This window comes from Cryobacterium sp. Y50 (genome assembly GCF_002929805.1).
Taxonomy (GTDB): domain Bacteria; phylum Actinomycetota; class Actinomycetes; order Actinomycetales; family Microbacteriaceae; genus Cryobacterium.
The window spans coordinates 69,034-83,344 of sequence record NZ_PJJM01000098.1; the positions used below are offsets into that span (position 1 = coordinate 69,034).

General features: G+C 61.8%; 15 protein-coding genes. 12 read left to right on the forward strand and 3 right to left on the reverse strand.

Annotation, left to right across the window (positions count from 1 at the left end; all coding sequences use genetic code 11):
* Positions 1 to 300: 300 nt before the first annotated feature.
* Both CXY73_RS14640 and CXY73_RS14645 read right to left on the reverse strand, forming a co-directional pair.
* Positions 301 to 963: a phosphonatase-like hydrolase gene (locus CXY73_RS14640; protein WP_104178119.1), complete on the reverse strand. Its 663-nt coding sequence runs from the start codon at positions 961 to 963 to the stop codon at positions 301 to 303.
* Between the two features lie 31 nt (positions 964 to 994).
* Positions 995 to 1,777, reverse strand: coding sequence for a GntR family transcriptional regulator (locus CXY73_RS14645; protein ID WP_104178120.1), 783 nt, complete (start codon positions 1,775 to 1,777; stop codon positions 995 to 997).
* 144 nt (positions 1,778 to 1,921) lie between these two features.
* Between CXY73_RS14645 and CXY73_RS14650 the strand changes: the two genes are divergently transcribed.
* Genes CXY73_RS14650 through CXY73_RS14670 form a run of 6 tightly spaced genes read left to right on the forward strand, consistent with a single transcriptional unit; the run spans position 1,922 to position 8,041 of the window.
* Complete coding sequence (locus CXY73_RS14650; RefSeq protein ID WP_199184267.1) at positions 1,922 to 3,124, forward strand: TIGR03364 family FAD-dependent oxidoreductase; 1,203 nt, start codon at positions 1,922 to 1,924, stop codon at positions 3,122 to 3,124.
* A 53-nt stretch (positions 3,125 to 3,177) separates the two neighbouring features.
* Positions 3,178 to 4,272, forward strand: a complete 1,095-nt coding sequence (locus tag CXY73_RS14655) for an extracellular solute-binding protein (protein WP_158254132.1) — start codon at positions 3,178 to 3,180, stop codon at positions 4,270 to 4,272.
* Positions 4,272 to 5,189: an ABC transporter permease subunit gene (locus CXY73_RS21595; protein WP_146071765.1), complete on the forward strand. Its 918-nt coding sequence runs from the start codon at positions 4,272 to 4,274 to the stop codon at positions 5,187 to 5,189. The genes CXY73_RS14655 and CXY73_RS21595 overlap by 1 nt, the downstream gene beginning before the upstream one ends.
* Positions 5,186 to 6,043: an ABC transporter permease gene (locus CXY73_RS14660; RefSeq protein ID WP_146071766.1), complete on the forward strand. Its 858-nt coding sequence runs from the start codon at positions 5,186 to 5,188 to the stop codon at positions 6,041 to 6,043. Before CXY73_RS21595 ends, CXY73_RS14660 begins: the two co-directional genes overlap by 4 nt.
* 2 nt (positions 6,044 to 6,045) lie before the next feature.
* The gene (locus CXY73_RS22890; protein ID WP_146071767.1) at positions 6,046 to 7,152 is read left to right on the forward strand and encodes an ABC transporter ATP-binding protein; all 1,107 of its coding nucleotides are present in this window, start codon (positions 6,046 to 6,048) and stop codon (positions 7,150 to 7,152) included.
* Positions 7,145 to 8,041, forward strand: a complete 897-nt coding sequence (locus tag CXY73_RS14670; protein WP_104178122.1) for an alkaline phosphatase family protein — start codon at positions 7,145 to 7,147, stop codon at positions 8,039 to 8,041. The genes CXY73_RS22890 and CXY73_RS14670 overlap by 8 nt, the downstream gene beginning before the upstream one ends.
* 187 nt (positions 8,042 to 8,228) lie before the next feature.
* Here the strand turns inward: CXY73_RS14670 and CXY73_RS14675 are convergent, their stop codons facing one another.
* Positions 8,229 to 8,603: a M23 family metallopeptidase gene (locus CXY73_RS14675; RefSeq protein ID WP_233198361.1), complete on the reverse strand. Its 375-nt coding sequence runs from the start codon at positions 8,601 to 8,603 to the stop codon at positions 8,229 to 8,231.
* Between the two features lie 593 nt (positions 8,604 to 9,196).
* Between CXY73_RS14675 and rpsB the strand changes: the two genes are divergently transcribed.
* From rpsB to CXY73_RS14705, 6 genes are all read left to right on the forward strand, one after another.
* Positions 9,197 to 10,153: a 30S ribosomal protein S2 gene (rpsB, locus tag CXY73_RS14680; protein ID WP_104178123.1), complete on the forward strand. Its 957-nt coding sequence runs from the start codon at positions 9,197 to 9,199 to the stop codon at positions 10,151 to 10,153.
* Between the two features lie 10 nt (positions 10,154 to 10,163).
* Positions 10,164 to 10,991 carry a translation elongation factor Ts gene (gene tsf / locus CXY73_RS14685; protein ID WP_104135416.1) on the forward strand — a complete coding sequence of 276 codons (828 nt, stop codon included), beginning with the start codon at positions 10,164 to 10,166 and terminating at the stop codon, positions 10,989 to 10,991.
* A gap of 125 nt (positions 10,992 to 11,116) precedes the next feature.
* A complete protein-coding gene (gene pyrH, locus CXY73_RS14690) occupies positions 11,117 to 11,878 on the forward strand; it encodes a UMP kinase (protein WP_104135415.1) in 762 nt (253 codons plus the stop codon).
* Between the two features lie 30 nt (positions 11,879 to 11,908).
* Positions 11,909 to 12,463, forward strand: coding sequence for a ribosome recycling factor (gene frr / locus CXY73_RS14695; protein ID WP_092108831.1), 555 nt, complete (start codon positions 11,909 to 11,911; stop codon positions 12,461 to 12,463).
* A gap of 9 nt (positions 12,464 to 12,472) precedes the next feature.
* Positions 12,473 to 13,486: a phosphatidate cytidylyltransferase gene (locus CXY73_RS14700; RefSeq protein WP_104178124.1), complete on the forward strand. Its 1,014-nt coding sequence runs from the start codon at positions 12,473 to 12,475 to the stop codon at positions 13,484 to 13,486.
* A gap of 47 nt (positions 13,487 to 13,533) precedes the next feature.
* Positions 13,534 to 14,265 carry a DivIVA domain-containing protein gene (locus tag CXY73_RS14705; RefSeq protein ID WP_104178125.1) on the forward strand — a complete coding sequence of 244 codons (732 nt, stop codon included), beginning with the start codon at positions 13,534 to 13,536 and terminating at the stop codon, positions 14,263 to 14,265.
* The last annotated feature ends 46 nt before the right edge of the window (positions 14,266 to 14,311 follow it).

Sequence of the window (14,311 nt, forward strand, 5' to 3'; positions counted from 1 at the left end):
AAGAAAGGGCTGGCGCGGCAAGACGGCCTTACTCCGGTAGGGGAGCCCATCAGCGAGGTGTGCGCGACCACGAACGCCTTGGTTTTCCTGGTGTGCAGCGTCATCAGATTATGGCAGCAGGCGATCAGGTCCCACTCGTGGGCTGCTCGCTCCGACCCGCGCAACAGAACGGATTTTCCCCTTGGCTGGTGTGGATCTGACCAAACACAGGCTGCACGATCGTGTTGAACCGCGGGTGAACCGCGCCTCTTTTTCGTCTACAGGTTCCGAGTTAGTTGACCCGTTCTACTTGGAGTGTGATCAAAGAAGCTCGACCACGGTGGCCAGACTCGGCAACAGGTGAGTGTGCTCCTCTACGCCGAGCCGCTTGACATCATGCGCCCCCGTCAGGACGCCCACGACGTAGCCGACGCCGGCATTCGTTCCAGCGCGCAGGTCGTTGACGGTGTCGCCAGCGACAAGCACCCGTCGAACATCGGTGACCCCGGTGGCCTCCATTGTCCGGAATATCATGTACGGAGCTGGACGCGATTCGGCGACGTCGGCGGCGGTCACCAGCGCATCCACTGCATCGAGTTCCCATCTCGCGGAACGCATGAGAGATTCGGCGATGTCGCGCGTATAGCCGGTCTGGAGGGCGACTTTCACACCCCGGGATCGCAGTTCAGCGACTGATTCACGCACCCCGGGGAAAAGAGTCGGAGGTTCGGACTCGTATCGGGCGGCCAGCGCCACCAGGAAATGGGCATACAGGGCGTCTACGTCCACGTCGTCAATGCCAAGTTCGTCGAGCACGCCGACGATTGCGGTGTGCTTCGACGTTCCATTCCAGCGTGAAACTATGGATTCGTCAATCGCACAGCCAATTGCTGATTCCAGTTGCTCGTGCAGCACTCGATAGACGATTCCGCGCTCATCAATGGTGGTGCCGGCCATGTCGAGAGACGCAAGTTGAAATGTCATTTGAAGCTTTCTGGTTGAGGTGTAGATGGATTTAAGCATTGGCCACTGTATGCGTGGTGCGAGCGACGATTGGCGTCGGGCGATTCTCGTTTCTTGAGTTCTGGATCAGGAGGGACGCCTGATCGGACCGGTAGCGATCATCGGAAGTCTCCAGAATCAGCCCTCGACGCGAACGCGTTACGCGGCGCACGCGCAAAAGAGGGGCGCCGGTCTCCACGCCCAAAAGTTCCGCATCTAGCGGCGCCGCAGGAACGGCATCCACGACGTGGGTGCCCTCGTCGAGTTCGGCGCCATTATCGATTAGATACTCGTAGATCGAGCCACTGTCTGTGTCGAAAGTGAGTAGCGCTTTGCCGATCGAGTCGTGGAAGGAAGAGCGCTCAATCATGGTCGGGATACCGTCGATCAGCCGCAAGCGCACGATCTCGACGACAAACTCGCCTTCGGCCAGCCCCATCCGCGCCACGAGCGCGGGAGCGGCGCGTCGACGCGCAATCTCAAAGGTGCGTTGACCGGGCACCTTCCCTTGGGCACGCACCCACGACGAGAACGAAAAGAAATCGTCGATGGACTGGACCAATGGTTGAGCTCGCACCCGCGGCGGACGACCCTGCGTGGTTTCGATTAAACCTTCGCTGCGAAGAGTTGCCAGAGCCTGCCGAATTGGACCGCGCGAGACCCCAAACCGGGACTGCAAGTCCGATTCAGACGGTAGATCAGCGCCGACCGCAAGCGAACCGGATTCGATCTGTTCACGTAGTTCTGCGGCAATGAGGTCATGTTTTGCAAAAAGAGCGATGGAGTCTGCCGTCATTCCACCAGTATATACAAGTGTGTCGGCGTAGCCAGATGGAACTGCCTATTCATAAAGCTCTATGCAGATGAATGTCAAATGAACAGTTCTTTGCCATTGCCCAATTCTCTCACTTGTATTCCCAGGTTGTGGTGTGCTTTCTGTATGAGCAACGAAATGGCGCCAAGCGGCACCCCTGAGCACCTGACCGGCACCGTCTACGACCTGGTAATTATTGGCGCAGGTATTGTCGGCTTGGCGCATGCATGGCATGGGGTCAGGGCAGGTTTACGAGTACACGTCGTCGAGAGAGACGAATTCGCCGTTGGAGCATCGATTCGCAACTTCGGCCACATCGGTACCACGGCACAGTCTGGGCGTGCCCTGGAATTCGCGCTCGCTGCACGCGAGGACTGGTTGCAGGTTGCGCAAGCCGCCGGGACCCCGATAACCCAGGCGGGAACCGTGGTGATTGCGCGCACTGTCGCGGAGCTCGCCGTGCTCGAGGAGTTTCGGGCAGAGCGCGGCGATCAGGCGGTCTTACTGACTGCCGAAGAGACCGCCCAGCTCCTTGGATTCGACGCGCCCGGCGCCGTCGGAGGAGCTCATCTCGCCCTCGACCTCCGGGTGGATCCGCCTCACGCCCTTCCGGCGCTCGCTTCGTATTTGCAGACGCTGGGCGTCACGTTCAGTTATGCCACCAACGTTGGCTCGATTCAAGAGGGGATGCTGCAGACCTCCCGCGGTCCCATTCGGGCTGCTGCCGTCGTGGTTGCAGTTGGACACGACATCGATCGACTATTCCCGCAGTTGGCTGCCACGCAGCAGATCGACCGGTGCAGGTTGCGGATGCTCGAAATCGACACTCCGCGTGGTATTCGGATCGGCCCCGCCATTCTCACCGGCCTAGGGCTACTCCGCTACGACGGCTTTGCTGCGCAGCCGAGCGCCGCCGCGGTGCGGTCAGATTTCGAGCGGCTGCGGCCGCAACTGATCGAGCAGCAGGTCAACCTGATGTTTACCCAGCGGCCGGATGGTCGACTCATTGTTGGTGATACCCACCACCTCTCGGTGACCGAGACACCGTTCGAAGACGAGGCCAGCGACGACCTGCTGCTTGAGGAGACGCGATGCCTGTTCGGGGTCGACAGCGTTACCGTGCGGAGACGTTGGCGAGGAGTGTACGCGGCAGGCCGCGGCGACGTCTTCGTGCAGGAGCAGCCGATCCCCGGTGTCTGGGTGGCGACTGTGGCGAGTGGCATTGGTATGACCACGGCCTTCGGCTTCGCAGCCAACACCATTTCCCAACTCATCAGCACACCGCTGCAGCAGCCAATTGACGCAGCCAGATTGCCCATCCGACCATGAACCGCGCGCGATATCCAATGTACAAGAACAGGAACCCCACCATGATTCGTCGAATGCTTACCATTGCGACCGCTTCGGCGCTTGTGCTCATAACGGCGGGCTGCAGCTCGCCGTCAGGCGTGGCCAGCGGCACGGATGTCGATTGGACCACTCCGCCGGACGCGTCGAAGATCGCCGAGCAGGCCGGTGTCATCACCACCTACGGCCTTCCCGACTCGTGGGCCAACTACGGGGAACTCCTGGCCACGTTCTGCGAGCAGAACGGCGCGGACTGCACACACGCTGACACCGATATGGCCTCAAGCGAGGCCATCCAGCGCTACAACGCGGAGAAAGGCAACCCGGTCGGATTTTTTAACGACATTGGCGGACTCTGGGGGCCGGTCGCTGAAGATATCGGCGTGACATCGGGCTACCTGCCGAAGCTGGTCAGTGAGCTGGCTCCTGGGCAGTACGCCGAGACTGGCGGCTGGGTGAACAGTTTCACCGGCGTAATGGGGTACCTCGTCAACCCCGCCGTGGCCCCGGTGCCAAAGACTTGGGAAGACCTGCTCAGCGACGACTATGCGGGGGGCAAGATCGCGTCCAGCGCTCTCATGGGACCCACCGGCGGTTCTGAGCAGGCAGCGATCCTCTCGATCGCTCTCGCCCGCGGCGGTGATGTCGGAAACCTCGACGCCGCATGGGACTACCTCAACGAGCTCTACGCCACAGGCAATATCTCGTCCGCCCCGTCGAGCCTCGACTCGCTTATTCGCGGTGAGTACGGCATCTATCTGCAATACGACTTCAACGCCATCGCGGCAATCGAGGAGGCCGCCACGCAGGGAGTGGAACTCGTCTACGTTGTGCCGGAGGATGGCTCCATCTACATGCCATCGTCGCTGCTCACCAACGGCTACAACACCGAGCATATGGACTTCATCAAGGGCTTCATGGATTTCACGATTAGCGATGAGGGCCAGTTGCTGTTCGCTGACTTCGGTGCACGGCCGATCCGGTACGTCAATGGTGACCTCGAGATTCCGCAGGAGCGCAAGTCACGCTGGCTCCCGGACGAGATGTTCAAGAACACCCAGGTCATCGACCCGGGTGATATCGATCCCGAGGTCTTGATCAGTGAGTATAACGAGAAGGCCAAGGGCTAGTGAGCCCAACGCGCTCCGGGAACGCTGATAGCGGCCGGGCCCCGGCCCGGCCGCTATCAGCGCAGTCCCTCCGTGCGGGCCGGCGTTCCCGAGTCGTCGCCGCGTTACCGGCATCTCCCCTCATCTTGTTTGGGATCGCGTGCCTCGTACTTCCTCTGCTTGCGCTCGTAAAGAGCTCGCTGGAACTGCGCGCTGGCGGGATCGGATTCGACAACTTCGTTGCCGTACTCAGCTCTAGCGTCGACCGACAGGCGATCCTCGGGTCGCTGCAGTTCGCCGCCATACAGGCGCTGTTGTGCGCTGTCATTGGTACCCCGCTCGCACTGGCCATGCTCCGGCTCGGGCAGCGTGGGCGGCGCTGGTGGCTGCCGCTCATGAATGTCGCCACCAGTTTCGGCGGACCAGGCTTGGCCTTTGCCTTCCTGCTCCTTATCGGCACCAGCGGAGCAATCACCATGCTGTGGACGCAGCTTTTCGGCGGCAATCCGTTCCCATCGCTCGGTTCGATGTTCGGCCTGAACCTACTCTCCCTCTACATTCACCTGCCCATGTATGTCATTCTCTCGCTGCCGTCCTTTGGGATGCTCCGCCCCGAATGGTGGGAAGCGGCTCAGGTGTCACGGTCATCGCGCTTTCGCTATTGGCGACGTGTCGGTTTCCCGGTGATCGCGCCGTTCATTGCGGCGCATACCCTGCAGATCTTCACCTGGTCCATGGGCTCGTACGCATTGCCATACGTCGTCACCGACTCGCCCCAATCCGTGCCACTGATCACAGTGGAAATCGGACGCGACCTGCAAAGCGCCGTATTCGGCCTGGAGCGGGCGGCGACGTTCGCCGTTCTCTTAATGGTGCTGGCAATTGGAACGATGTGGCTTTACCGCACCATCCAGGAGCAAGGAGCGAAAATCTTATGAGCAGCGCGATGACTGGAACGGGCAAATCGCAGCGCATTCTGCTGGGAGCAGTGGCGGTCTTCTTCGGTCTGCCCCTCGTCGTTCTCCTGCTCTTCAGCCTTGCAGACGGATGGGTGGGCACGATCCTGCCGACTGAATATACCCTCGCCAGGTGGAACACCTCCCTGTCGAGTGAGGAAGTGCTCGCCGCGGCGGGCCGCTCGTTGCTCCTCACCGTCTGTGTTGTGTTCATCGACCTGGTGCTCGTCATCCCGGCTGCCTACGTGGCGGTCGTCACCGCTGCGCGGGTTCGCCCCATCATCCACGCGCTCGCCGTCGTGCCGTTCGCCCTGCCGTGGCTGGTCATCGCGGCCGGAATGCAATTCACCACCGCAGAAATCGCGCCAAGTCTCTTCGGCAGCTTCGGGTTGCTCACGGCCACGATTGCGGCGGCCACCTTCCCGTACCTGTACTGGGCGGTCGAGAACGCATTACTGACCAATCGGGCGCAAGAACTCTCAGAGGCGGCAGCGGTGAGCGGGGCCGGCGGACTCCACACCATAATTCGCGTGATTATCCCGTCGATCAGAACGGGCATCATGTCGGGAACTCTGCTGGTGGCGGCCTCCGCATTTGGCGAATTCGCCATCACGATGACGCTCGCAGGCGCGGCCTACGAGACCCTGCCACTCTGGGCTCTGCGCATGTTCTCGGGCCGCAACCCGGGGGCTGGAGGAGAACTGGCCGCCATCACGTTCACGACGTTCATTGCGATGTTCGTGCTGTCGCTGCTGATCACGCGCATCGACACGCCGCGATCAAACACTAAAGCGGCCAGGGCATTCGCTCTTGTGCCCGCAACGAAAGGAAAGTAGCAGTGGGAACTGTTTCGCTTGATCACGTGACAAAGGCTTATGGCGGCAACGTCGTATTGAATGACGTATCGCTCAACATCGAAGACGGGGAATTCGTGTCGCTCCTCGGGCCTTCCGGCTGTGGCAAGACCACCCTGTTGCGTGCGGTCGCCGGGCTGCACGGCATCGAGGGTGGCCGCATCCTCATCGACGGCGCCGATGTGACGACGCTGCCCCCTCAACAACGCCCGATCGGAATGGTTTTCCAGCAGTACTCCCTGTTTCCCAATATGAGCGTGCGACAGAATATTGCGTTTCCACTCACCGTCATGCGCACTACGCGCGCGCAGATCGAGTCCCGAGTTGACGAGATGGTCGAACTTATCGACCTAAAGAAGCATGAGCACAAGCGGCCGAATCAGCTGTCGGGCGGCCAGCAGCAGCGGGTCGCGCTCGCCCGCGCGCTTGCCCCGCAGCCTCGAGTGCTGCTGCTCGACGAACCCTTGAGTGCCCTAGACGCGCTCGTACGCACCAGGCTTCGCGACCAATTACGAGCCATCCAGCGCGCGGTGGGGATCACGACAATTTTTGTGACTCATGACCAGTCGGAGGCACTCGCTATTTCGGACAAGGTCGTGCTGATGCGGCAGGGCGAGATCGAGCAAGTCGACACGCCGGAGGGAATTTACTTGAAGCCGCGCACGAAGCATGCAGCGAAGTTCATCGGCTCGCGCTCGGTCGTGAAGGTCGAGGCGAACGCCGGACTGCTCGAATGGCACGGACTATTTGAGATCGACTCGCCAGTAGTAGATGGCACGAGGGTGCAGTGCACTTTTCGCAGTGAAGACGTTTTCGTTCAGTTACCGGGGGAAGACGCGAGCGGGGTGGCGGCGCGCGTCGACGTGATGATCTTCCTCGGGGCGACGAGCACGCTGCAGCTGACACTCTGTGGGCAGGCGGACTCAGTCGAAGTTCACCAGGTCGTTGCACAGGTCCCCGCGAAGGTGGCGCGCAGACTCGTCGAGGGTGACATGGTTGTCATTTTGGTGAGATCTGAAGACGTCACGGTATTCGTGGACGGCACTCTCATGGACAGGGCGGCGTCACTTCTGGCGGTCAGCCATGTCTGAGACGCCGACACAATCCCCGCACAGGCTGCTCCTCGTCGGGATCGACGGTGTACGGCTCGACATGCTCACGCGCATCCCTACTCCGGCTCTCGATCGCGTCACTGCGAGCGGTTTCCTTGCCACGCCGCTGGTGGACCCACGCAACATCACGGTCTCCGGGCCAATGTGGGCCACCGTCTTGAGCGGCCTATGGAGCGACGAACACGGTGTGGTGTGCAATGAGCGGCCGCCCGACGACGGCATCCATGCGCCAGATTTCCTGTCGCGCATCCTCCAGCGGCAGCCAGACTCAAAGCTCTTTGCCGCAGTGTCCTGGGCTCCTCTGGCGAGCCGGGCCGGATGTGGCCCACTCATCAATCCTGAAACGGCCGAATGTTTCGTGGCCGATTGCGGCTCTGAGACGGTCGACGATTACATCCGTGCGGATGCGGCGGTCGAGGAATATTCTGTCCGTCGCCTCGCCGACGAGCCAGTCCGCGCCGCGTTCGTCTACTTTGGCGAGGCCGACGAGGCGTGCCATGAGTTCGGGATGGGTGATGAGTATGAGACTGCGATTCGTCGCTGCGATGCACATCTCGGCAAGCTCCTCAATGCTATTGAGGCCCGACCTGACAGCGACGAGTGGATTGTGATTGTCACGACCGACCATGGCCATGTGGATGCAGGCGGGCACGGTGGCGACAGCCTTGTTGAGCGGCAGGTCTGGATTGCGTGCTCGGAGCCGAGTTTGGAGTACGAGCTTCGTGATTCCGCCACGATCGCGTCCGTCGCAGTTCGGGTCACGACCGGTTCTCGGGCAGCGTGGCCAGCAGGCCAGTCGGCTATGGCTTGCTCCGATAGTTCTCGCCTGACGCCAAGTGTCCCGGCGTCCAGGGCGCGCCGATCGTGATCAACCTTGTTGGGCGCGACGTGCGCTGCCGTGGTGGAGGTCCGTTCGATGACGGTGGCGAGATTGTCGGCATCCCAGAAGGTACCGCGTCGCTCGGGATGGTGTCCTGAAGTATTCCGTGAAGGCGTCGCGCACGAGATCGCACTCTCGCCTCACTGGGTGCTTGATCCAGTTCCATGCACCGCGATCACGGGCCAGTCGGCAGCAGAATGGCCCGTTGGAGGCCGCCGAGATATAGGAGTGGTGAGACGTAACGCCCATGCAGGCGTACCCCGAAGTGCAGACAGCTCGGTGGGCAGTGTCCGCCAGCTGCCACCGTGCCAATCTGCCGCCCAGCCAGCACCCGGTCGCCGACTGCCACGAGCGCCTGTACCGGCTCCACCGTTGTGATCACATCATCGGCCTGGGTGATCGAGAGCACCGGTCGATCAACGACCACGCCGACGAACGACACGACGCCATCGTGCGGAGCCAGCACGGTCTCGCCCGACTGCGCCGCCAGGTCGATGCCGCGATGACCGGCGGCATACGGCGACACCGGCGCAACGAACGGGGCGATCATTCGGTGCGGCTCGGGGAGCGGCCAGCGCCACCCATCCGCTGCCGCAGTAGCGACCGTCCGAAGTTCCGCGCTCGCCGCGGGACACGAACTGATGAGAAGAATCAGCACCATTAAAACGGATGCCGTCAGCCTGCGAGTGTGAATACGGCCCGTCCGAACGTTCCCCGCTAAAAGTTGCACCATCGGACCGCGTACAGTCTGCATGCGCCTAACCTTGCCGTGTGTCAACCGTGCGGAACGGGTTGCGCACGCATCGGTGCACTGAACCGAAGAACCATGCCTGTGCAGGAGTCGCTCCGCCGCGTCCGTCTCATCTGCGCCCGTCTCATCCACCGCCGCCCCATTCGGTCTCACGCGTACGGTCCCGACCCCCGGCCGACGGTGGTACGCTATCCCTAGCAGCGCTTTGTGCGCTGACTACGCGTGCCCATTTGGCCGCCATGTCCAATCGGTCCCGTCCAGTCAGATTCTTGCAAGTGAATCTAACGAAAACAGGGCGGACGTGTGCCGGGTACCAGGAGCGATGATCGACCGATCATCGCACAAACCGATTGGTGTGCGCGCGAGCGCGCATCAGAACAGGAGTACGGCACATGGCCGTCGTAACCATTCGCCAACTGCTTGACAGCGGCGTGCACTTCGGGCACCAGACCCGCCGTTGGAACCCGAAGATGAAGCGCTTCATCTTCACCGAGCGTTCCGGCATCTACATCATCGACCTGCAGCAGTCGCTCGGGTTCGTTGACAAGGCCTATGACTTCGTCAAGGAGACCGTTGCCCACGGCGGCACCATCCTCTTCGTTGGCACCAAGAAGCAGGCCCAGGAATCCATCTCAGAGCAGGCGCAGCGCGTAGGCCAGCCCTACGTCAACCAGCGCTGGCTCGGTGGACTCCTTACCAACTTCCAGACCGTTTCCAAGCGTCTGGCCCGCATGAAAGAACTCGAAGAGCTCGACTTCGAAGACACCGCCAAGAGCGGTTTCACGAAGAAGGAAATGCTCATCAAGAAGCGTGAGCTCGTCAAGCTGCACAAGAGCCTCGGCGGAATCCGCAACCTCACGAAGACCCCGTCCGCGCTGTGGGTTGTTGACACCAACAAGGAGCACCTCGCCATTGACGAGGCGCGCAAGCTCGGCATCCCCGTCATCGCCATCCTCGACACCAACTGCGACCCCGACGACGTGCAATACCCGATTCCGGGCAACGACGACGCCATCCGCTCTGTTGGCCTGCTGACCCGCATCATCGCGGACGCAGCAGCCGAGGGCCTGATCCAGCGCCACGCCAAGCCGGAGGCTGAAGTAGAGCCCCTCGCCGCGTGGGAAGCTGAACTGCTTCAGGCCTCCGACGCCGAAACCACCCCAGCGCAATCCTCTGCCGAGACCGAGAAGGTTGCCGATGCCACAGTCGCCGCCGTCGACGTCGTTGCAGAGCCCGCCGTCGCTGACACCAACACCAGTATCGCCGACGCTGTCGCCGACTCCGACGTTGCCGCCGCACTGGCTGCCGTCGCCGACGAGCCGACCGCTGTCGCCGAAGAGACCAAGTAAGGAAGCCGGTATGGCAAACTTCACACTCGAAAACGTCAAGGCTCTTCGCGAGAACCTCGGCACCGGAATGGTCGACACCAAGAACGCCCTCGTTGAAGCCGACGGCGACATGGACAAGGCCATCGAGATCCTGCGTCTCAAGGGTGCAAAGGGCAACGCCAAGCGCGCTGACCGTTCTACCTCTGAGGGACTAGTCGCTGCCAAGGAAATCGGCACGACCGCCTACATGATCGAACTTGCCTGCGAGACCGACTTCGTTGCCAAGGGTGACAAGTTCGTCGTTCTGGCCGACAAGGTACTCGACGCGATCGCCGCCGCTGGCGCGACCACGGTTGAGGCTGGACTGGCCGCAACGGCCGGCACCCAGAGTGTTGCCGAACTCATCGACGGCGAAGCGGCCATCATCGGCGAGAAGTTCGAACTTCGCCGTGTTGCCGCCGTCACGGGCGAATCGTTCTCGATCTACCTGCACAAGACCAGCAAGGACCTGCCCCCGCAGGTCGGCGTTGTTCTCGGCTTCTCCGGAGCCGACGTGGAGACTGCTCGTAGCGTCGCCCAGCACATCTCGTTCGCCAACCCCGAGTACCTCGCGGCCAGCGATGTTCCTGCTGACCTGGTAGAGACCGAGCGCAAGATCGTCACCGAGATCTCGAAGAACGAGGGCAAGCCGGAAGCGGCACTGCCCAAGATCGTTGAGGGGCGGGTCAAGGCGTACCTCAAGCAGGTCGCCCTGCTCGAACAGGACTACGCCAAGGACAACAAGGTATCCGTCGCGAAGGTTCTCGATGATGCAAAACTGACCGTGTCGGGCTTCGCCCGGTTCAAGGTCGGCGCCTAACAACGAATGACGGAGGTCGGATTGCGAAAGCGATCCGGCCTCCGTTTCTATGTGTGCCCCCCGGCGGGGTACGCACGCGCACTTGGTAGTTTGGTATTACCCCACTTCGGAAGGCCCCGCACGACATGACTGACACGGCCAGCATCCCCACCCATAGCAGCCCAGTGAACGCCACTGCCATCGTTAAGAAACGTCGGGTTCTGCTGAAACTATCCGGTGAGGCCTTCGGCGGTGGTGCCGTTGGAGTCAACCCGGATGTCGTCAGTTCGCTGGCGCGTGAAATCGCTGAGGGTGCCAAGCAGGTCGAGGTCGCCATCGTGGTCGGCGGTGGTAACTTCTTCCGCGGCGCCGAGCTCTCCCAACGCGGCATGGACCGCGGGCGCGCCGACTATATGGGCATGCTCGGCACCGTCATGAACGCCTTGGCTCTGCAGGACTTCCTGGAACAGGCCGGCGCTGAAACCCGAGTGCAATCTGCCATCTCGATGACCCAAGTCGCTGAGCAGTACATTCCGCGACGCGCGGAGCGTCACCTCGAGAAGGGCCGCGTCGTCATCTTCGGTGCCGGCGCGGGCCTGCCGTACTTCTCCACCGACACCGTCGCGGCCCAACGAGCCCTCGAAATCGATGCCGACGTTGTGCTCGTCGCCAAGAACGGCGTCGATGGCGTCTACTCCGACGACCCGCGCACCAACCCCGATGCGCAGAAGATTCACCACATCACTTACCTCGACGCGCTCCAGCGCGGCCTCAAGGTGGTCGACTCCACCGCCTTCAGCCTGTGCATGGACAACCATATGCCAATGCAGGTCTTCGGCATGGCCCCGGAAGGCAACGTTACCGCAGCCATCCTGGGCACCGATCTGGGCACTCGCGTCTCCAACTAGAATTGTTCCACCACCAATAAAGGAGTCACCGTGATCGCGGATGTTCTTTCCGACGCCACTGCGCGCATGAACCGGGCCCTCGAGGCTGCCAAAGACGATTTTGGAACAGTGCGCACAGGACGCGCCAACCCGCAGATGTTCGCGAAGATCCTGGTGAGCTACTACGGCACCCTGACCCCGCTGGAGCAACTCGCGTCCCTGCAGAACCAGGAAGCGCGCACCATGTTGATCGGTCCGTACGATAAGGCAGCGCTGCGCGACATCGAGATCGCCATTCGCGACACTCCGAACCTGGGCGCCAACGTCGGCAACGACGGCACCACCATCCGCGCGACCCTTCCCGAACTCACCACGGAACGCCGTAAGGAATTCGTGAAAATCGTCAAGGCTAAGGCAGAGGATGCCCGCATCTCGGTGCGTAACATCCGCCGCAAGGCCAAGGATGAGCTCGACGCGCTCAAGAGCGAGGTCGGCGACGACGAGGTCGGTCGGGCCGAGAAAGAGCTGGAGCTAATCACCAAGAGCCACGTGGACGGCATTGATGACGCATTCAAGCGCAAGGAAGCCGAACTCCTCGAGATCTAGGGACCTCAGATGAACGACAAACCCGGGAACGACCAGCCGCACAAGCGCGGTCACGGTGTTAGTCGTGCCGAGTTTCGGGCGCAGGTGAAGACGACGCGGGCCGATTTTGAACGCCAGGTGCAAACCACCAAGGCTGATTTCGAGCGGCAGGTGCAGGCGACGCGTGCCCAGCTCGATGCCACCAACGAACGCATCGAAGCACGCACCGGGCGCAACCTTATTCTCGCGATCCTGATCGGGCTCGTGCTCGGCGGTGCGATGCTGGTCAGCCTCATCATCATCAAGCAACTATTCATGATCTTTGCGGTCGTGATCGTCGCTTTCTGTGCCTTCGAACTGGCCCAGGCGCTGCGACATGCCGGACACAATGTTCCGCGCATCCCGGTCATCATCTCTGCCGTCGCGATCGTCCCGGCCGCGTTCTACGGCGAGGCGATTGGCCAGTGGCTCGTGATGCTCGGCGGGATCGGGCTGATTGCCCTGTGGCGGCTGGCGCTTCTCGTGATACCGTCACATCGAGCCCCGGTCCGGTCCATTGTCGGCGACGTGGGTGGCGGCATTCTGATTCAGGTGTACGTCGTGTTCCTGGCGAGCTTCGCGGTGCTGCTCGTCGCCCAGCCCGAAGGGCAGTGGTGGGCACTCGCTTTCCTGATCCTGGTTATTTCCGCCGACACCGGGGCCTACGTCAGCGGGCTCAATTTTGGCAAGCATCCGATGGCACCCTCGATCAGTCCCAAGAAGACCTGGGAAGGCTTTATCGGTGCCGGTCTGATCTGCATGATCGCCGGCGTTCTGTTGTCCATCTTCATGCTGGATCAGGAGTGGTGGTTCGGGCTGGTCTTCGGCGTCGTGATTCTGCTCGCTGCGACGTTCGGCGATCTGGCCGAATCGCTGATCAAACGCGACCTCGGTATCAAGGACATGAGTTCCTGGCTGCCGGGGCACGGCGGTTTTCTGGACCGGCTGGACTCAATCCTGCCGTCGGCCGCCGCCGCCTACGCCCTTTACCTGGTCTTTGCGTAAGCAGACCCGATTCGCCCCCCTTCAGCACCACACGAGAGAATAAGGCTATGAGCACCATATTTCCCCGAGTGGGCAAGAAGACTCTCGGCTACAACCTGAGCCAGGTCGATACCTTCCTGGCCGCGGCCCGACGCGCGTACGATCGGCCCGACCTGACCGACGATGAAGCGGATGCCGATACCGGGGTCGTTGAATCCGGCTTCGAATCCGTGGACGAGATCGCTGCCCGCAGTCGCGCTGACCACCACGAGAGCCCGGTATCGGGCACGGTGTTGAACGGTACAGAAGCCATCCACGCCATCGTCACGGCCAAGGCCGCCGCGGAAGCGGACCGCGCCGGCGCGACCTTGACGGCCGAAGCAATTCGACACACCGCCTTCGCCATGCACAAGGGCGGATACTCTCCGGAACATGTCGACGCGGCTCTAGAGCGACTCGAGGACGCCTTCGCAGCCCGGGAACGCGATCACGCCACGCGCACCGGCGGAGAGCATGCGTGGCTGGTCGATGCCGAGAAGGCCGCCACCGTACTTGTCGCCCGCCTCAGCCGTGCGCCCGGGCACCGATTCACCCGTACCAGTGTGCTCGCGGTCGGCTACAAACGGGTCGATGTCGACCGGTTTGCGAACAAACTGGTGAAGTATTTTCAACACGGTCGTGAGCTCACCGTCGACGAAGTGCGAACCTCTGTTTTTCGCCCTGAACGGGGCGGATACCGCGAAGCCCAGGTTGACCTGGTGCTCGACAGCGTCGTCGACGTGATGCTGGCGGTACGTTGAATTGGTGACCGTTATCTGGCCGTTACCCAAATTGTGGGCTAGGGTC